Origin of the sequence: Streptomyces sp. NBC_00386 (genome assembly GCF_036063235.1) — a bacterium.
Taxonomy (GTDB): domain Bacteria; phylum Actinomycetota; class Actinomycetes; order Streptomycetales; family Streptomycetaceae; genus Streptomyces.
Genome location: NZ_CP107950.1, coordinates 3,193,967 through 3,211,689, shown reverse-complemented (window position 1 = coordinate 3,211,689; position 17,723 = coordinate 3,193,967). Strand labels below are relative to the sequence as shown.

Below are 17,723 nucleotides of genomic sequence, written 5' to 3'. Positions count from 1 at the left end.
TACCGCTCAGTACATTCTCAGTAAACCCTCGTTCACTCCTCGGCTGTGCAGCCGGTAAGGGGATCGCACCTCATGTCTGGAACGAACAGCAGTACCTCGGTGATCGTCGCGGGCGCCCGTACGCCCATGGGACGGTTGCTGGGCTCGCTGAAGTCCTTCTCCGGGGCCGACCTCGGTGGCTTCGCGATCAAGGCCGCCCTCGACCGCGCGGGCATCGGCGGCGACCAGGTGCAGTACGTGATCATGGGCCAGGTGCTCCAGGCCGGGGCAGGGCAGATCCCGGCACGCCAGGCCGCCGTCAAGGCGGGCATCCCCATGAACGTCCCGGCTCTCACCATCAACAAGGTGTGCCTCTCCGGCCTCGACGCCATCGCCCTCGCGGACCAGCTGATCCGCGCCGGCGAGTTCGACATCGTGGTCGCCGGCGGCCAGGAGTCGATGACGAACGCCCCGCACCTGCTCCCGAAGTCCCGCGAGGGCTTCAAGTACGGCGCCATCGAGATGCTCGACGCGATGGCGTACGACGGTCTGACGGACGCCTTCGAGAACATCGCCATGGGCGAGTCGACGGAGAAGCACAACACCCGTCTCGGGATCCAGCGTCCGGCGCAGGACGAGATCGCCGCCCTGTCCCACCAGCGCGCGGCCGCCGCCCAGAAGAACGGCCTCTTCGAGGCGGAGATCACACCGATCGAGATCCCGCAGCGCAAGGGCGAGCCGGTCGTCTTCAGCAAGGACGAGGGCATCCGCGCCGAGACGACCGCCGAGTCGCTCGGCAAGCTGCGCCCCGCGTTCGCCAAGGACGGCACCATCACCGCGGGCAGCGCCTCCCAGATCTCGGACGGCGCGGCCGCCGTGGTCGTGATGAGCAAGGCCAAGGCGCTGGAGCTCGGTCTGGAGTGGATCGCGGAGATCGGCGCCCACGGCAACGTGGCCGGCCCGGACAACTCGCTGCAGTCGCAGCCCTCGAACGCGATCCTGCACGCCCTGAAGAAGGAGGGCCTGGAGGTCGGGGACCTCGACCTGATCGAGATCAACGAGGCCTTCGCGGCCGTCGCGGTCCAGTCAATGAAGGACCTCGGGGTGTCCACGGAAAAGGTGAACGTCAACGGCGGCGCCATCGCCCTCGGCCACCCGATCGGCATGTCCGGCGCCCGGCTCGTGCTGCACCTGGCCCTCGAACTGAAGCGGCGCGGCGGCGGTGTGGGCGCGGCCGCCCTGTGCGGCGGCGGCGGTCAGGGCGACGCGCTGATCGTGCGGGTGGCCAAGGCCTGACCCGCGTTCGACCGACCGACCCCTCGTGAACGGAGCTGTGATGCAGGACGTCTCCTCGCTGGTGACCCAGGCCAGGGAAGGACGGCCGCGGGCGGTGGCCCGGCTGATCTCCCTCGTGGAGGGAGCGGCACCACAGCTCCGTGAGGTCATGGCCGCGCTGGCCCCGCTCACCGGCAACGCGTACGTGGTGGGGCTCACCGGCTCGCCCGGCGTCGGCAAGTCGACGTCGACGTCGGCGCTGGTGACGGCCTACCGCCGGCAGGGCAAGCGGGTCGGCGTACTGGCCGTCGACCCGTCCTCGCCGTTCTCCGGCGGCGCGCTGCTCGGCGACCGCGTCCGGATGTCCGACCACGCCTCGGACCCGGGCGTCTACATCCGCTCGATGGCGACGCGCGGCCACCTGGGCGGACTGGCCTGGTCGGCCCCCCAGGCCATCCGTGTCCTGGACGCGGCGGGCTGCGACGTGATCCTGGTGGAGACGGTGGGCGTCGGCCAGTCGGAGGTGGAGATCGCCTCCCAGGCCGACACCTCCGTCGTCCTCCTCGCCCCCGGCATGGGCGACGGCATCCAGGCCGCCAAGGCGGGAATCCTGGAGATCGGCGACGTGTACGTCGTCAACAAGGCCGACCGCGACGGCGCCGACGCCACCGCCCGCGAGCTGAACCACATGCTCAGCCTCGGCGAGTCCCGGGGTCCGGGGGACTGGCGCCCGCCGATCGTCAAGACCGTGGCCGCGCGCGCGGAGGGCATCGACGAGGTCGTCGAGGCCCTGGAGAAGCACCGGGCGTGGATGGAGGAGCGCGGCGTCCTGGCCGAGCGCCGGCTCGCCCGGGCGTCCCAGGAGGTCGAGACGATCGCCGTCACCGCGCTGCGCCGGCGCATCGGCGACCTCCACGGCGACCGCCGTCTCAGCGCCCTCGCCGAGCGCATCGTCGCGGGCGAACTGGACCCCTACGAAGCCGCCGACACCCTGATCCAGGGCCTGACGGAGAGCTGAACCGGACCGGCGCGAGGCCGGGCACACGCTCCGAGCCGACCCGCACCCTCCCGTGCCGGGTCGGCTCGACGCGCCCTGGCACGGGAGGGTGCGGGTCGGCACGTCACACCCCCTGTGGGAGCGGCACGGCACGGTGCGCCGGGACCCTCGCGGGAGCCGCGCCGGGGACGACGCCACGCCGCACCGCCCACCGGGGCGGAGCACTCGTGACCCGTCCGGGGTGCGACGACACGGGCGGGTGCGCTCGCGGGGCGAGCGCCGGACAGGCGCCAGCTTCACGCCGGTGCCCCGTGGGGCGCTTCGGGGCACGGCGGCACGCACGGGTGCGCCGGCATACGCGGGTGCGCCGCCGGGACGAACGCCGGAGGCGGTGCCCGTCGTCGTGGCGCTGGGCGTGGGTCTCTCGCTCGGCGCGGTCGGCCTTCTGGTCATGGCGTTCGCCGAGCGGCATCACCACGGTGCGGGCGTGGTGGCCCGGGTGCTTGCCGCGCTGTCGCTGGGCAGCGCGCCGGGCGGTCTGCTGAACGGCGCGGTCGACTGGCGCACGGCCCCCGGCGTACGGCTGCCGGCCGGCGCGCTGGGCCTCACGCTGCTCGCCGCGGGCTCGCCCCCGGCCTCGGGGGGCTGACCGTGGCCGTCGCCTGCGCCGGTTTCCTCGTCGCCCCGGCCCTGACGACGTCCTGTCTGACGGCCGACGCGGCCGCCCCGCCCGGCTTCCGCACCCAGGCCGACGCCTGGGTTCAACACCGCTGTGAACGACGGGAGTTCAGGGGAGACGCCGCCGGAGCGGGTCTGCCGGCGGGCCGGCTGCCGCTGGGGCTGTGCTTCACGTTCTCGGGGACACCGGCGCCGACGGCGGCCACCCTCGTCTGCGCAGGGAACGCGAGGACCCCGCGTCCGGACGCGGACGCGGGGCACTGTGCGGGCGGGGCAGCGGGCCCGCCGAGGCGGACGGCGCGCGACTGTCCGCCTGAGTCCTAAGGCTTGCCGCGCTGTCCCAGCAGGTGTTCGGCGATCGGGCGCAGCGACTTGTGCAGGTCCTCGAGCGCCTCGGGTGACAGCAGGTCGATGAAGTGCCGCCGCACGGACGACACATGATGAGGCGAGACCTTCTGCATCGTCTCCATGCCGTGCTCGGTGAGGACCGCGTACAGCCCTCGCCGGTCGGACTCGCAGTTCTCCCGGCGCACCAGATCCGCGTTCTCCATGCGCGTGATCTGGTGCGAGAGCCGACTCTTGGACTGGAGGGTGGCGGACGCCAGATCGCTCATCCGCATGCGTACGCCCTCCGACTCGGAGAGGTTCACCAGGATCTCGTAGTCGTTCATGGTCAGCCCGAACGGCTGGAGGTCCCTCTCAAGCTGGTACGTCAACAGCCTGTTGACCTCCAGGTGGGTGCGCCAGGCGCACTGCTCCGCATCGGTCAGCCAGCGCGTGGCCGTCTCGGTCTCCATAAATGAAGTCTACCTAAAATGTTGAAATGCGAACTAGTGAGGGGTTGTGTGACGGTGCGCACGTGTTCGACGCGCGTTCGATGTCACACTCCGCAGACTACCGCTCACAGCCCGAAGCGACGCTGGAGGTCCCCCAGCTGTCCGGGAAGGCGCGGTGCGCCGGCTTGCCCCCCGTGCTGACCGGGCACCCCTCCCGCTCCGGGCACCCCGGCCTGCTGCGGGACCGCCCCCGTGGCCTGCTCGGCCATCAGGATCTCGGTGGACTGGAGCAGCACCGTGCCCGCCCCCACGAACTCGAACTGGTGCTCCTCGCCGGAGGCCCCTCCGAGGCCCGTCATCGCACGTAGACCGCCCATCACGCCTGTCATGTACGCATGGTCGTAGTGATGGCAGGGGGAGGGGCAGTCCGCCCATCCGACGAGGGCCTGCGGGTCCACCCGGATCGGGGGTTCCATGAACACCACCGGACCGTTGGACGCGGCCACGAACTTGCCGGTTCCGATCAGTGTCAGAAAGCCCGGCACGATCGACTGCTTGAGCGCGAGACTTGGCTGAAAAGCGAGCAAGTTGCCGGAGCGAATGGTCAGGTTGCCGTCGTCGAGGTCGTACGAATTCACGTCGAAGGCCCGGTCGGCGAGCAGCATCTTGCCCGAGCCCTGCGCCACGACCCAGTCGCTCGCGTGCAGTGGCGAATGGAATGACGTACGGACAAGACGGTCAAGTCGACCGTGCCCGATGCCGTTGAACTCCATCGATCCGTAGTAGGCGATCATCTTGCCCTTCTGCAGGAACCACTGGCTCCCCTTGAGCTCCACGCAGAAGGTGTACTTGTTGACGTTGTCGTCGACCGGCAGTGACATCGGATCGTGGATCACCGGACCGCCGGGGGTTCCGTACCCGCTCACAGCTTCTCCTCCGAGGCCTGGACGTACACCGAACCGCTGCCGCTCAGCTCCAGCTGGAACGCCTCGCCCGAACCGCGTCCCACCATGTCGCGCCAGCCCAGCGCCGTGGACAGCTTGTTGCGCACGTCGCCGTGGTGCGCCACATACGCCTGCGGGTCGACGTGCACCGCGCGCTGCGGGGTGATCGGGATCTCGAAGACACCGCCGTGCGCCATGACGGCCACCGCCCCGTGACCCTTGAGCGTGGTCGTGAAGAGCCCCTGACCCGTCACCTGGCCCCGCACCATGCCCATGACGCCGCCCTGCGAGCCCAGGAACATCGTGCCCTGCTGGAGCGTCCCGTCGAAGGCCAGCAGCCGGTCCGCCTCGACGTACAGCGTGTCGCCGGTGAGGCTGATCACCTGGACATGGTGGCCGCCGTGCCCGAAGAGGACCGTGCCCGAACCCTCCACGGTCATGAGGGGAGTCGCCTCGTTGGCCAGGCGGCGGCCGATCATCGACATCACCCCGCCCTGCCCGCCCTGGATGTTGGGGGTGAACGACACCTCGCCCTTGTAGGCGAGCATCGCGCCGCGCTGACTGAACAGCCGCTGCCCCGGCACCACCGTCGCCTCGACGACCTTCGAGTTCACCTCGCGGAACGCCATCTCACACATCCCCCGCGATCGTGTTGCGCTCACTGGGCTGGACGTAGACCAGCCCGTCGCCCTCGAAACGCATCTGGAACGCCTCGCCGCCGCCCTCGCCGATCAGCGTGCGGAACGTCACACCGGACTGCAACGACTGCCGCACGTTGCCCTGGTGCGCGATGTACGCGCCCGGATCGACCGTCAGCGGGTACTGGGAACTGACCCGCAGCACCACCGCCGGCCCGTCCGACATGATCGCCGCCTGGCCGTGGCCCTCGACGGTCGTCGTGAACAGACCGTTGCCCTGCGAGGCGCCGCGCAGCCCCGTGAACGTGGTGCCCGTGCGCAGGCCCGTGTCCGTGGCGAGCAGATTGCTCGACTCCACGTACAGCTTGTCCCCCTGAAGGGTCACCAGGTTGATCTCCGAGGCCCGGTCCGCGAACCAGCAGGTGCCGTGCCCCTTCACCTCCATCACCGTCATCTGCTCGCCGGTGAGGCGCCGGGTCACCATTCCCCGGAGCCCCTCACCGCCCCCGCTGAGCTTCTTGAAGGCCATCTGGCCGTCGTACGCGACCATGGAGCCGTTCTTCGCTTTCACGGCGTCCCCGGTCATGTCGACGGCGAGCACCTTGCTGCCCTGAAGTCGAAACATCGCCACGGTGTGAAGGTAGCCGCAGCGCGGGACGGCGGACAGAGCCCACGGGTGGATCCCGTCCCTGATCCGCCCCCTAGGGGTGTCCTCCGGTGCCGTCCGGGCCCCCGGGCCCGGGATCCCGCCCGCCGGATGCCACAATGTCCGGGACGCTTGTGCTTGCGTTCACAAGGGCAGCGTTCCCCCGACAGCGAATCCCACCGAAGGTGACCCGTGGACATAAAGACCGCCACCGCACTCCGCCGGCTCCGTCTGGTCTCGGCCCCCGAAGCCGTTTCCTTCCTGCTGCTGCTCGTCTGCTCGGTGCTGAAGCGGACCACGGACTTCAACGCCGTGCCCGTCATGGGCGCGGTCCACGGTGTCCTCTTCGTCCTGTACGCGATCTTCTGGGTGTTCGCCTGGTACCGCGCCCGGTGGAGCTTCGGCATCGCCGCCTTCTACTTCGTCCTGTCGGTGCTGCCCACCGGCGGCTTCTTCGCCGAGCGCAAGCTCAAGCGCGAGGCCGAGGAAGCGGTCGTCGCCTCCCGCGCGTTCTCGGAAGGCGTCGTGAACGCATGATCGTCGCCTTCTCCGTGACACCGCTCGGCGTCGGCGAGGACGTGGGGGAGTACGTCGCCGACGCCGTCCGCGTGGTCCGCGAGTCGGGGCTGCCCAACCGCACCGACGCGATGTTCACCTCGATCGAAGGTGAGTGGGACGAGGTGATGGCCGTCGTCAAGCGTGCCGTCGCCGCCGTCGAGGCTCGCGCGCCCCGCGTCTCGGTCGTCCTCAAGGCGGACATCCGTCCCGGCGTGACGGACGGCCTCACCTCGAAGGTGGAGACGGTGGAGCGACACCTGTCGGAGTGACCCCGGGGCGCGGCCCCCGTACCCGGAACCCCGGTCCCTCGGACCGGGGTTCTTTCGTACCCGCGCGGTGACGGTGACGGAGGTGACGGAACCTCAGGGACGAAAGACCACCCGCCCGCACGCCCCCGTACCCCTTCGGACCCGCCCCGTTCGACATGTCACGGAAACTCCACTTATGTGTGGTTACCAGTCATGACGATCACCGGACTCGTCGAACCACGGGAGGGCGATGTGCGGCCCGCGGGCTACGACTACGACACCTACAGCCGACTCGCCGGACCCCTGACCCGGCCGTCCGGCACCGGCTACCGGGTGCAGTACACCAAGCTCCTGTCGCGCGAGCCGCGCCGAATAGGCGCCATCCTGCTGACGACCCTCGCCCCGGTCCTCACCGGCGCGCTCCTCGTGTACCTCGTGTGGCCCACCCACTGGGTGCAACGCGAGGGCGGCGAGCCATGGCGGAACGCCCTCGACACCACGATGCTCGTCGTCATCGGCCTGATCGAACTCTTCACGGTCGTCAACGTCATGAGCATCGCCCACGCGACGCTGGTCGCCCGCGACCCCGTACCCGTCCTTCCCGCGCAGGGCACCCGGGTCGCCTTCCTCACCACCTACGTCCCGGGAAAGGAACCCCTCGCCACGGTCCGCGCCACCCTCGAAGGCGCGGTCCGGCTCACGCACTGCGGCCCCCTCGACGTCTGGCTGCTCGACGAGGGCGACGACGAGCAGGCCAGAGCCCTGTGCGCCGAGCTCGGCGTCCGGCACTTCACCCGGTTCGGCGTGCCCGAGTGGAACAGACCGGAGGGAAGCCACAAGGCCCGTACCAAACACGGCAACTACAACGCGTGGCTCGCCCTGTACGGGCACGCGTACGACTTCTTCGCCTCCGTCGACACCGACCATGTCCCGCTGCCCGGATTCCTCGAGCGCATGATGGGCTACTTCCGGGACCCCGACGTCGCGTTCGTCGTCGGCCCCCAGGTGTACGGGAACTACGAGAACCCCGTCACCAAGGCCGCCGAGTCCCAGCAGTTCCTCTTCCACGCCCTCATCCAGCGCGCCGGAAACCGCTACGGCTCGCCCATGTTCGTCGGCACCAACAACGTCGTCCGGATCGCGGCCCTCAAGCAGATCGGCGGGCTGTACGACTCCATCACCGAGGACATGGCCACCGGGTTCGAACTGCACCGGCACCGCAACCCCCGGACGGGCCGGCACTGGCGGTCCGTCTACACGCCGGACGTGCTCGCCGTCGGCGAGGGGCCCTCCTCCTGGACCGACTTCTTCACCCAGCAGATGCGCTGGTCGCGCGGCACCTACGAGACCCTGATCAAGCAGTACGGGAAGGCGCTGGTCACCATGCCTCCCGGCCGGCTCCTGTCGTACACGCTGATGCTCCTCTACTACCCGATGACCGCCGTCAACTGGCTCCTGGGCATCGTCAGCTGCTTCCTGTTCCTGTGGTTCGGGGCATCCGGGACGCAGGTCTCCGCGTCCATGTGGCTGATGCTCTACAGCGACGCCGCCGCCCTCCAGATCTGTCTGTACCTGTGGAACCGGCGGCACAACGTCTCACCGCACGAACCCGAGGGATCCGGCGGCCTGGCCGGCATGGCGATGTCGGCCCTGTCGGCCCCCATCTACCTGAAGGCGCTGAGCGAGGCGGTCGTCCGGCGCCCCAGCCGTTTCGTCGTCACCCCGAAGGGCCACGACGCGAGCCCCGACCGGCTGTGGACCTTCCGTGTCCATCTCGGCTGGGCCGCGCTGCTCGCCGTCTCGCTCGGAGCCTCGGCCGTCCTCGGCCACACCCACGCGGCCATGCGGGCCTGGGCGCTGCTGGCCATGGGGATCTCCCTCGCCCCGGTCGCGGTCTGGATCCGCACCCTCGCCGGGGAGCGCGGGAACCGGCTCGTGGCGCCCGCTCCCGTCCGCCTTCCCGACAGCCGGGAATCGCCGGCGGCCACCCCCGTCACGGTCACCGGCTCCACGACAGGAGGCACCTAGTCCATGGCCCACCGGCCCTCGAAGACAACGAATGCGACGAATACGACGAATACGAAGAAGGCGAAGAAGACGCTGCTCGGCATCACGGGCCTCGCCGTCCTCGCGGGGCTCAACGCCCCGGCCGCGCTCGGCTTCGCCGGTGAGACGTACCACGAGTACAAGATCTCCCGGCCCGCCTACACGGCGAAGTACGGCTCCTGGAGCAGCGTCGAGATTCCCGCGGAGTACCGCACCAACGCGATCCACGCGGCCCTGCTGCACACCGGGAAGGTGCTCATCGTCGCCGGTTCGGGCAACGAGCAGAAGAAGTTCGATCAGGGGTCCTTCGACACGGTCCTGTGGGATCCGAGGACGGACACCTTCAAGAAGATCCCCACACCGGACGACTTCTTCTGCTCCGGACACGCCCAGCTCCCCGACGGCAGGATGCTCGTGGCCGGCGGCACCGCCCGCTACGAGAAGCTGGACGGCGAGGTCGTCCGGGCCGGCGGCGGCATGCGCGTGAAGAACGAGAACCCCGACAAAACCGTCGTCCTCAAGAAGGGCACCGTCTTCCGCTCGCCCGCCGGCGTCGACTACGTCAGCAGGGTCGACGTGACGGTCCCCAGGGCGAAGCGGAACCAGATCATCACCTACGACCGCAACGGCGCCATGCAGCCCTGGAGGACCGAGGTCACCGCCGGAGAGGCCCGCGTCTTCGTGGAGGCGGAGGAGAAGGGACCGGGGTCGGTCACCGACCGGCAGGCCCAGTACGAGATCGTCGGCCTGCGCGGCGAGGACGCCTACAACACGTACGGCCTCTCGGAGAAGATCACCCTGGAGAAGCAGGACTTCCAGGGCATCAGGGCCGCCTACGAGTTCGACCCGAGGGCCGAGCGGTACATCCCCGTCGACCCGATGGACAAGGCCCGCTGGTACCCGACCCTCGTGGGACTCGACGACGGACGCGTCCTCGCCGTCTCCGGGCTCGACGACGTCGGGGTCATCGACCCGGGCGACACCGAGATCTACGACCCGGTGACGAAGCGGTGGAGCCCCGGGCCCCACCGCTACTTCCCCACCTACCCGGCCCTCTTCCTCACCAAGGGCGGCAAACTCTTCTACCCGGCCTCCAACGCCGGGTACGGACCCGCCGACCAGGGCCGCGATCCGGGCCTGTGGGACCCGCGGACCAACACCTTCCAGAAGGTCCCCGGCCTGCGGGACGCCGACCGGACGGAGACCTCCGCGTCGGTCCTGCTCCCGCCCGCTCAGGAGCAGAAGGTGATGATCCTCGGCGGCGGAGGCGTCGGCGAGTCCAGGAAGTCCACCGCCCGCACCGCCATCGTCGACCTCAAGAAGGACAGCCCGGCCTTCGAGGACGGCCCCGACCTTCCCCAGGGCACGCGCTATCTGAACAGCGTGATCATGCCGGACGACACCGTGTTCACCACGAACGGCTCCCGGGACTACCGCGGCCGCGGCGCCAGCAACATCCTCAAGGCGCAGTTCTACGATCCCCGGACCAACGCCTTCCACGAGGCCGCGTCTCCCCGCGTGGGCCGCAACTACCACTCCGAGGCGCTGCTCCTGCCCGACGGCCGTGTCGTCACCTTCGGTTCGGACCCGCTCTTCGACGATCAGCGGAACACCAAACTGGGCCACTTCGAACAGCGCATGGAGGTCTTCACCCCGCCCGCCCTGCACCGCAACCGCGCGAACCGCCCGGTGCTGGGCGCCGGCCCGGAGGAGCTCGACGCGAACCACCGGGCGACGTTCGTCACCGGCCACCCGGAACGGGTCGCCAAGGCCCGGCTGATGCGGCCGAGCGCCGTCACCCACACCACGGACGTCGAGCAGCGGTCGATCGAGCTGGGGCTGACGAGGACGGCGGACTCGGTCACCGTGGACGTACCGAGGGACCCGGCGCTGGTGCCGCCCGGCTGGTACATGCTGTTCGTGACCGACGCACAGGGCACACCGTCCGAGGCGAAGTGGATCCACGTCAGGTGACGCCGCACGCGGAGGCGTGGGCGACCGTCAGCCGGTGGGATCGCGCGTCAGCTCCAGGGCGTACTCCGGCCACCACCGGCCGGCCGCCGGTCCGCCCCCGCACTCTCCGTCCGACTCGCCGGGCCGTTTGATCCACAGGTAGGCGTCGAGGGCGGGTTCGCCGGTGGCCGTGGTCGGCGGGGTGCCCAGCGCCCGGCCCGGCGGGTTGCACCAGACCCCCTCCAGCGGGCCGTTGCCGTTGCGGCTGGTGTCGACGACGAAGTGCTTGCCGCCGAGTCTGCCGGAGAGGCGGACGCCGTACTCCTTGCTGACCGTGTCCGTCTGGAAGTTGGCGACGTTGAGCGAGAACCCGTCGGCGTGCGCGACGCCCGCGCGTTCCAGGGGCCCGACCAGCTTCTCCGGGTCGGGGATCCAGGAGGGGTTTCCGGCGTCCAGGTACACCGTGGTGCGCGGCTGGCGCTTCAGCCGGACGATCGCCTCGCTCAGCAGCCGTTCGCGCTCGTCGTGGTACTCGCCCGGCGTACAGCCGTCCACGATGTGGGCGACCGCGTCCGGTTCCAGGATCACCAGGGCCCGGCCGTCGCCGAGGGCGTCGGCGAACCTGCCGATCCACCGCCGGTAGGCGTCCGCGTCCGCCGCCCCGCCCGCCGAGTGCTGGCCGCAGTCCCGGTGCGGGATGTCGTACGCCACGAAGAGCGCCGTCCGCCCCTCGCGGGCCGCGGACACGGTCGCCGACCGGACCGCCGGACCCGGGTCGAGCTCACCGGCCGGCCACAGGGCGACGGGCTCGTCCGCGATCCGTTTCAGCAGCGCGGCGTCCCCGGCCCGGCCCTGCCGGCGCCACAGCTCGATCTGCCGGGCCGCCGGGCCCCGAGGGTCGACCCAGAAGGGCGAGCGGGCGGCGGGACCCGCCTGCTTCGAGGCGCCACCGGCGACCGGGGCCCGGCCCGTCCCGGGCGAGGGCGCGCAGCCCGCCGTGAGCCCGAGCACCGCGAGCGCCGCGAGGGCGCGGATCAGCCGGGGCATGCTGCTCCCTTGTACGAGGGTGACAACCGGTCACCAATCGTGGCACAAGAGGGCATTGCGGCGGCATTTACGCGGGGGAGCGGCATGGCGCGGTGGGGCGCCCCGCGGTCAGCCGCCGCCCGACACCAGCGCGATCCCGAGTGGCGTCCGCTCGTAGAGCACCTGGTGCCCGTACCGGCGCGAGACGAGCAATCCCGCGTCGCGCAGGGCGGTGAGATGCGCGGAGACCGACGACGGCGCCAGGCGCAGCCGGTGCGCGAGGGCCGTCGTGCCGGCCGGTTCGTCGAGGGCGGTGAGCACGGCGGCCCGGCCGCGCCCGAGGAGCCGCACGAGTACGTCGGGGGTGCGGTCCGTCGGCTCGGCCCACAGGCCGCCGATGCCGCGCGCCGGATAGACGAGTGTCGGCTGCCAGGGCGGTTCGAAGCCGCTGATCACGTCCGGCCACGAGAACACGCTCGGCATGAGGACCAGGCCCTGCCCGGCCAAGTGCCGTTCGTGCCGGCCCGCGACCTCGACGGTCAGGGTGTGGGAGCGCCAGCCGAACCGCCGGTCGATCTCCGGGAGGAGTCCGCCGAGGCCGACCTCGGCGAGCCGCCGCGAGTGGAAGGCGACGTCGGCCTCCAGCAGGGCGCGCAGCCGTGGCCAGTCCGGTTCGACGAGGGTGTGCCAGGCCTGTTCCAGCAGGCCGGTCAGTTCGCGCACCATGCGGGCCGGGTCGGCCAGCAGGGCCCGGCCACGCGCCGAGGCCAGGGCGCCGGGAGTGTCGGCGAGTGAACGCGCGCTCTCCTCGCGGGCCACGTCCGGGTCGGCTGTGCGGACCGCGGCGATCTCCTCCTCGAAGCTCGCCGCGGGGCCCAGTGGTGGCGGGCCGAGCCAGTCGGGGGAGTAGCCGCGCTGCGGCATCAGCAGCCACAGCGGGGTGAGGTCGAGTCCGGCGGCCGCCGCGCGCATACGGCGCAGCCAGTGTGCGTGGTAGCCGTGCCGCGCGGGCCGGTTGAGCGTGCGTACCGCCTCCTGCGTCTCCCACAGCGGCGACACCGCGAACCGGCAGTTGAGGAGGTCGTCCTCCCCGAAGTGCAGCAGCGACGGCATGAAACGACCCCACAATATTCGTCTGACACCGAAACTCTACGGGGCCGGAGCGCGGCCGGGCACGCTGTCGCCCATGCCGGAAGCAGAGACGAAGGGCGCGACGACGGTGCCCACCGCAGGGCGGGCCGCCAAGGGAAACACCGTGCTGCCCGCCACGGGGAAACCGACCACGCCGACGGAGGATGCCGCGGAGAAGTCCGCCGGGCCCGCCTCGGAGGGCGCCGTCGGGCCGGTGACGCCCCCAGCGGAGAGTGACCCGGAGGCCGTCCCCGCGCGGACCGGGTACGGTCCCGTGTTCGCCGTGCCCGAGTTCCGTGCCGTCTTCGCGGCGCACGCGTTCTCGCTGCTCGGGCTCGTCGTCAGCGAGATCGCGCTCTCCGTCCTCGTCTACGGTCTGACGGGCTCCCCGCTGCTGAGCGCCCTGACGTTCGCGCTCGGCTTTCTGCCCTACCTGATCGGCGGGACCCTGCTCGCGGGCGTCGCGGACCGTTTCCCGGCCCGCCGGGTCCTGGTGGTGTGCGATCTGGTGTGCGCGGGCTGCGTGGCCGTGATGGTGCTGCCGGGCGCGCCCGTCGCGGTGCTGCTCGTGATGCGGGCCGCGCTCGCCCTGGTCGCACCGGTGTTCCAGGGGACGCGGACGGCGACCCTCTCGGACGTCCTCGGCGACGGGGAACTGTTCGTGCTCGGCCGGTCCCTGCTGCGGATCCTGTCGCAGAGCGCGCTGCTCGCCGGTTTCGGGACGGGCGGCCTGCTGCTCACCGTCGTCTCCCCGCGCCACGCGCTCCTCGTCACGGTCTGCACCTTCCTCGCCTCCGCGGCGCTGCTGCGCTTCGGCACCCGGCGGCGGCCCGCGCGGGCGCACCGGGGGCAGCCGCTCGTGCGCGACTCCCTGCGCGGGGCCCGTCGGGTGCTGGCCGACCGGCGGATCCTCGTGCTGCTCCTGCTGTTCTGGCTCCCGCCGATGTTCGTCGTCGCGCCGGAGGCGCTGGCGGCGCCGTACGCCGAGGGGCTCGGGGCCGGTACGGCCGGGCTCGGCCTGCTGATGTGCGCGCTGCCCGTCGGCACGATCGCGGGGGAGCTGTTCGCGGGTTCGCGGCTGCGGCCGGTGACCCGGGGCCGGATCACGCTCCCGCTGGTCTGCGTCACCTTGCTGCCCTACGCCGCGTACGCGCTGCGGCCCGGACTCGGCTGGACGCTGGTCCTGCTGGTGCTCGCGGGCGCCGGATCGGCGTACACCCTCGGCCTGGACCAGTGGTTCGTGCGGGCGGTGCCGGACGAACTGCTCGGGCGGGCCATGACGTTGAACACGGCCGGGCTGATGACCGTTCAGGGCGTGGGGATGGCCCTGTCGGGCGCGGTGGCGGAGTTCGCCGGGGTGAGGGCGACGGTCGTGGGCGCGGGCGTCCTCGGGACCGTGGTCTGTGTGGCCCTGGCGGTGGCGGCCCGGCGTGCCGGACACGGCACGGAACCGGGCGAGGAGAACGGACACGACGTCGGACAGGACGACGACTGGGACGACGGGGAGCGGTGAACGGAACGGGGAGCGGAGGGGACCCCTAGGCGCGTGGAACCGCCGGTCGAACCGGCCCCGGACCCACCTCCCGGACCCACCTCCCGGACCCTGTCGTCGCGGGGGCCCGGGACCGTCCCGGAGCCCGTTTCCGCGGGGGCGGATACCGAAAAGCGAGACGGGGCTGACCACGATGTGACCGGCCGGTAAGGTCGTTGGCGTGCCGAAGCCGCTCAGTCTTGCCTTCGATCCCATCGCCCGTGCCGACGAACACTGGCGCGAGCGCTGGGGCGCCGTGCCGTCCATGTCCGCGATCACCTCGATCATGCGCGCGCACCAGATCCTGCTCGCCGAGGTGGACGCGGTCGTCAAGCCGTACGGACTGACCTTCGCGCGCTACGAGGCGCTGGTGCTCCTCACGTTCTCCAAGGCGGGCGAGCTGCCGATGTCCAAGATCGGCGAGCGGCTCATGGTGCACCCGACGTCCGTCACGAACACGGTGGACCGGCTGGTGCGGTCCGGGCTCGTCGACAAGCGGCCGAACCCGAACGACGGCCGGGGCACCCTCGCCTCCATCACGGACAAGGGCCGTGAGGTCTGCGACGCGGCCACCCGCGATCTGATGGCGATGGACTTCGGTCTCGGGGTCTACGACGCCGAGGAGTGCGCGGAGATCTTCGCCATGCTGCGGCCCCTGCGGGTCGCCGCGCACGACTTCGACGAGGTCTGAGCACCGGCGAGCCGGGGGGCGGGGCGCGGTGACGGGCGTGTCCTGGGAGCCCGGGCGGCGTGGCGTGGGGGCGCGTGAAGATCGGCCGAAAAGGGTGGCTACCCTCGTGCCATGAAGAAGAGCGTGTTGACCCGCTACCGCGTCATGGCCTACGTCACCGGCGTCCTGCTGGTTCTGCTGTGCCTCAGCATGATCGCCAAGTACGGCATGGGCCTGGACGGAGCCGCGGACTTCACCCGTGTCGTCGCCATCGCGCACGGCTGGCTGTACGTCGTCTACCTGATTTTCGCCTTCGACCTGGGCTCCAAGGCGAAGTGGCCGGTCGGCAAGCAGCTCTGGGTGCTGCTGGCGGGCACGATTCCGACGGCCGCCTTCTTCGTGGAGCGCAGCATCAGCCGCGAGCTGGAATCCAAGGTCGCGGAGGGTGTTCCCGCGGTCGCCAAGGTCTGACCCACGACCGCCGTGCGGCATCGCACGGCGGTTTGCCATCGACATTTACTAGGACGTCCTAGTAAATTCGAGGGTATGGACGCTCACGCCATCGAGGAAGGCCGCCGACGCTGGCAGGCCCGTTACGACGCTTCGCGCAAGCGCGAGGCCGACTTCACCACGCTCTCGGGTGATTCCGTGGAGCCGGTGTACGGTCCCCGGCCCGGGGACAACTACGAGGGCTTCGAGCAGATCGGCTGGCCCGGGGAGTACCCCTTCACGCGCGGGCTGTACGCGACCGGCTACCGGGGGCGTACGTGGACCATCCGGCAGTTCGCCGGGTTCGGCAACGCCGAGCAGACCAACGAGCGCTACAAGAAGATCCTCGCCAACGGCGGCGGCGGCCTCTCCGTGGCCTTCGACATGCCCACGCTGATGGGCCGCGACTCGGACGACGCCCGTGCGCTCGGCGAGGTCGGGCACTGCGGTGTCGCGATCGACTCGGCGGCCGACATGGAGGTCCTCTTCCAGGACATCCCGCTCGGTGACGTCACCACGTCGATGACGATCAGCGGTCCCGCCGTGCCGGTCTTCTGCATGTACCTGGTCGCCGCCGAGCGCCAGGGCATCGACCCCGCCGTGCTGAACGGCACGCTCCAGACCGACATCTTCAAGGAGTACATCGCGCAGAAGGAGTGGCTCTTCCAGCCCGAGCCGCACCTGCGCCTCATCGGCGACCTGATGGAGCACTGCGCCGAGAAGATCCCCGCGTACAAGCCGCTGTCCGTCTCCGGGTACCACATCCGGGAGGCCGGCTCCACGGCCGCGCAGGAGCTCGCCTACACGCTGGCGGACGGCTTCGGCTATGTGGAACTGGGCCTGTCCCGCGGGCTCGACGTGAACGTCTTCGCCCCCGGCCTCTCGTTCTTCTTCGACGCGCACGTCGACTTCTTCGAGGAGATCGCCAAGTTCCGCGCGGCCCGCCGGATCTGGGCCCGCTGGATGCGGGACGTGTACGGCGCCACCTCCGAGAAGGCGCAGTGGCTGCGCTTCCACACGCAGACCGCCGGCGTCTCGCTGACGGCCCAGCAGCCGTACAACAACGTCGTGCGCACGGCCGTGGAGGCGCTCGCGGCGGTCCTCGGCGGCACGAACTCGCTGCACACCAACGCGCTGGACGAGACCCTCGCCCTGCCCTCCGAGCAGGCCGCGGAGATCGCGCTGCGGACGCAGCAGGTGCTCATGGAGGAGACCGGCGTCGCCAACGTCGCCGACCCGCTGGGCGGTTCCTGGTACGTCGAGCAGCTCACCGACCGGATCGAGGCCGACGCGGAGAAGATCTTCGAGCAGATCAAGGAGCGCGGACTGCGGGCGCACCCGGACGGGAAGCACCCCATCGGTCCCATCACCTCCGGCATCCTGCGCGGGATCGAGGACGGCTGGTTCACCGGCGAGATCGCCGAGTCGGCGTTCCAGTACCAGCGCTCGGTCGAGAAGGGCGACAAGCGGGTCGTCGGCGTCAACGTCCACCACGGGTCGGTGACCGGCGACCTGGAGATCCTCCGGGTCAGCCACGAGGTGGAGCGTGAGCAGGTGCGGGTGCTGGCCTCGCGCAAGGGAGACCGTGACGAGGCGGCGGTGCGCGGTGCGCTGGACGCCATGCTCGCCGCCGCGCGCGACGGTTCCAACATGATCGCCCCCATGCTGGAGGCGGTCCGCGCCGAGGCGACGCTGGGCGAGATCTGCGGTGTCCTGCGCGACGAGTGGGGCGTGTACACGGAGCCGGCGGGCTTCTGAACGGCCCCGGGCAGCCCGGCGCCCCTGCCTGCCCGGCATCCGGGCCGGGCCCGGGGCTCCGGGCCCTCGCTCCGCCACCGAGGCCTGCCCGGCGCCAGGTGCCATTTTCGCCCCCGCCCGCCCCTACCCGTCCCGTACCCGGGGGGCTCCGCCCCGGACCCCCGGACCCCCGGACCCCCGCTCCTCAATCGCCGGAGGGGCTGGATTTCCCTGGCCGGGGCTGAAACTTGCCGCGACCGGGCTGAAATGTGGCGCGGCCACCACGATGCACCCGCAGTCGGCATCCGGTGCGAGGGGACGTGCCGGTACATCGATGCCCGTCGCCACCGACGGTCACGCCTCGTCCGACAGCGACGGGCTGATGCACCGGCGCGGCCCCG

The 17,723-nt window shown here is 71.0% G+C and carries 17 protein-coding genes; 11 read left to right on the top strand and 6 right to left on the bottom strand.

Going from position 1 to position 17,723, the window contains the following annotated elements; genetic code table 11:
• Window positions 1–72: 72 nt before the first annotated feature.
• From OG780_RS13870 to OG780_RS13860, 3 genes are all read left to right on the top strand, one after another.
• Entirely contained in the window at window positions 73–1,275 is a 1,203-nt protein-coding gene (locus OG780_RS13870) for an acetyl-CoA C-acetyltransferase (RefSeq protein ID WP_328448072.1), read from the top strand.
• A gap of 40 nt (window positions 1,276–1,315) precedes the next feature.
• Window positions 1,316–2,272 (top strand): methylmalonyl Co-A mutase-associated GTPase MeaB, encoded by a 957-nt coding sequence (meaB, locus tag OG780_RS13865; protein WP_328448070.1) that lies wholly within the window; start codon window positions 1,316–1,318, stop codon window positions 2,270–2,272.
• A 370-nt stretch (window positions 2,273–2,642) separates the two neighbouring features.
• Complete coding sequence (locus OG780_RS13860; protein ID WP_328448068.1) at window positions 2,643–2,900, top strand: hypothetical protein; 258 nt, start codon at window positions 2,643–2,645, stop codon at window positions 2,898–2,900.
• 349 nt (window positions 2,901–3,249) lie between these two features.
• On the opposite strand, the gene OG780_RS13855 is transcribed toward OG780_RS13860, so the two are convergent.
• From OG780_RS13855 to OG780_RS13840, 4 genes are all read right to left on the bottom strand, one after another.
• Window positions 3,250–3,726 (bottom strand): MarR family winged helix-turn-helix transcriptional regulator, encoded by a 477-nt coding sequence (locus tag OG780_RS13855; protein WP_328448066.1) that lies wholly within the window; start codon window positions 3,724–3,726, stop codon window positions 3,250–3,252.
• A gap of 104 nt (window positions 3,727–3,830) precedes the next feature.
• Window positions 3,831–4,631, bottom strand: coding sequence for an AIM24 family protein (locus OG780_RS13850; RefSeq protein ID WP_328448064.1), 801 nt, complete (start codon window positions 4,629–4,631; stop codon window positions 3,831–3,833).
• On the bottom strand, window positions 4,628–5,278 hold the full coding sequence (locus OG780_RS13845) for an AIM24 family protein (RefSeq protein ID WP_326785458.1): 651 nt from the start codon (window positions 5,276–5,278) through the stop codon (window positions 4,628–4,630). Before OG780_RS13845 ends, OG780_RS13850 begins: the two co-directional genes overlap by 4 nt.
• 1 nt (window position 5,279) lies before the next feature.
• On the bottom strand, window positions 5,280–5,912 hold the full coding sequence (locus tag OG780_RS13840) for an AIM24 family protein (protein ID WP_328458109.1): 633 nt from the start codon (window positions 5,910–5,912) through the stop codon (window positions 5,280–5,282).
• Window positions 5,913–6,125: 213 nt separating this feature from the next.
• Here OG780_RS13840 and OG780_RS13835 point away from each other — a divergent pair, with 213 nt between their 5' ends.
• From OG780_RS13835 to OG780_RS13820, 4 genes are all read left to right on the top strand, one after another.
• The gene (locus tag OG780_RS13835; protein WP_328448062.1) at window positions 6,126–6,470 is read left to right on the top strand and encodes a DUF3817 domain-containing protein; all 345 of its coding nucleotides are present in this window, start codon (window positions 6,126–6,128) and stop codon (window positions 6,468–6,470) included.
• On the top strand, window positions 6,467–6,760 hold the full coding sequence (locus OG780_RS13830; RefSeq protein WP_326785456.1) for an MTH1187 family thiamine-binding protein: 294 nt from the start codon (window positions 6,467–6,469) through the stop codon (window positions 6,758–6,760). Before OG780_RS13835 ends, OG780_RS13830 begins: the two co-directional genes overlap by 4 nt.
• Before the next feature lie 192 nt (window positions 6,761–6,952).
• Complete coding sequence (locus OG780_RS13825; protein WP_328448056.1) at window positions 6,953–8,767, top strand: glycosyltransferase family 2 protein; 1,815 nt, start codon at window positions 6,953–6,955, stop codon at window positions 8,765–8,767.
• 3 nt (window positions 8,768–8,770) lie between these two features.
• Window positions 8,771–10,759: a kelch motif-containing protein gene (locus OG780_RS13820; protein ID WP_328448054.1), complete on the top strand. Its 1,989-nt coding sequence runs from the start codon at window positions 8,771–8,773 to the stop codon at window positions 10,757–10,759.
• A 27-nt stretch (window positions 10,760–10,786) separates the two neighbouring features.
• Here the strand turns inward: OG780_RS13820 and OG780_RS13815 are convergent, their stop codons facing one another.
• Together OG780_RS13815 and OG780_RS13810 are read right to left on the bottom strand one after the other, a co-directional pair.
• A complete protein-coding gene (locus OG780_RS13815; protein WP_328448052.1) occupies window positions 10,787–11,785 on the bottom strand; it encodes a glycoside hydrolase family 6 protein in 999 nt (332 codons plus the stop codon).
• 108 nt (window positions 11,786–11,893) lie between these two features.
• Entirely contained in the window at window positions 11,894–12,877 is a 984-nt protein-coding gene (locus OG780_RS13810; protein ID WP_328448050.1) for an ArsR/SmtB family transcription factor, read from the bottom strand.
• A gap of 73 nt (window positions 12,878–12,950) precedes the next feature.
• Here OG780_RS13810 and OG780_RS13805 point away from each other — a divergent pair, with 73 nt between their 5' ends.
• From OG780_RS13805 to OG780_RS13790, 4 genes are all read left to right on the top strand, one after another.
• Complete coding sequence (locus OG780_RS13805) at window positions 12,951–14,408, top strand: MFS transporter (RefSeq protein ID WP_328448048.1); 1,458 nt, start codon at window positions 12,951–12,953, stop codon at window positions 14,406–14,408.
• A 199-nt stretch (window positions 14,409–14,607) separates the two neighbouring features.
• Window positions 14,608–15,117 carry a MarR family winged helix-turn-helix transcriptional regulator gene (locus OG780_RS13800; protein WP_328448046.1) on the top strand — a complete coding sequence of 170 codons (510 nt, stop codon included), beginning with the start codon at window positions 14,608–14,610 and terminating at the stop codon, window positions 15,115–15,117.
• Between the two features lie 111 nt (window positions 15,118–15,228).
• A complete protein-coding gene (locus OG780_RS13795; protein ID WP_328448044.1) occupies window positions 15,229–15,567 on the top strand; it encodes a DUF3817 domain-containing protein in 339 nt (112 codons plus the stop codon).
• 75 nt (window positions 15,568–15,642) lie between these two features.
• Window positions 15,643–17,343, top strand: a complete 1,701-nt coding sequence (locus OG780_RS13790) for an acyl-CoA mutase large subunit family protein (RefSeq protein WP_328448042.1) — start codon at window positions 15,643–15,645, stop codon at window positions 17,341–17,343.
• The last annotated feature ends 380 nt before the right edge of the window (window positions 17,344–17,723 follow it).

Excerpts from the sequence above, each read along its gene's own strand:
- OG780_RS13840 (WP_328458109.1), bottom strand. The coding sequence starts at position 5,912 with ATGTTTCGACTTCAGGGCAGCAAGGTGCTCGCCGTCGACATGACCGGG.
- OG780_RS13810 (WP_328448050.1), bottom strand. The coding sequence starts at position 12,877 with ATGCCGTCGCTGCTGCACTTCGGGGAGGACGACCTCCTCAACTGCCGG.
- OG780_RS13805 (WP_328448048.1), top strand. The coding sequence starts at position 12,951 with ATGCCGGAAGCAGAGACGAAGGGCGCGACGACGGTGCCCACCGCAGGG.
- OG780_RS13825 (WP_328448056.1), top strand. The coding sequence starts at position 6,953 with ATGACGATCACCGGACTCGTCGAACCACGGGAGGGCGATGTGCGGCCC.
- OG780_RS13855 (WP_328448066.1), bottom strand. The coding sequence starts at position 3,726 with ATGGAGACCGAGACGGCCACGCGCTGGCTGACCGATGCGGAGCAGTGC.
- OG780_RS13830 (WP_326785456.1), top strand. The coding sequence starts at position 6,467 with ATGATCGTCGCCTTCTCCGTGACACCGCTCGGCGTCGGCGAGGACGTG.
- OG780_RS13790 (WP_328448042.1), top strand. The coding sequence starts at position 15,643 with ATGGACGCTCACGCCATCGAGGAAGGCCGCCGACGCTGGCAGGCCCGT.
- OG780_RS13845 (WP_326785458.1), bottom strand. The coding sequence starts at position 5,278 with ATGGCGTTCCGCGAGGTGAACTCGAAGGTCGTCGAGGCGACGGTGGTG.
- OG780_RS13795 (WP_328448044.1), top strand. The coding sequence starts at position 15,229 with ATGAAGAAGAGCGTGTTGACCCGCTACCGCGTCATGGCCTACGTCACC.
- OG780_RS13815 (WP_328448052.1), bottom strand. The coding sequence starts at position 11,785 with ATGCCCCGGCTGATCCGCGCCCTCGCGGCGCTCGCGGTGCTCGGGCTC.
- OG780_RS13870 (WP_328448072.1), top strand. The coding sequence starts at position 73 with ATGTCTGGAACGAACAGCAGTACCTCGGTGATCGTCGCGGGCGCCCGT.
- OG780_RS13820 (WP_328448054.1), top strand. The coding sequence starts at position 8,771 with ATGGCCCACCGGCCCTCGAAGACAACGAATGCGACGAATACGACGAAT.
- meaB (WP_328448070.1), top strand. The coding sequence starts at position 1,316 with ATGCAGGACGTCTCCTCGCTGGTGACCCAGGCCAGGGAAGGACGGCCG.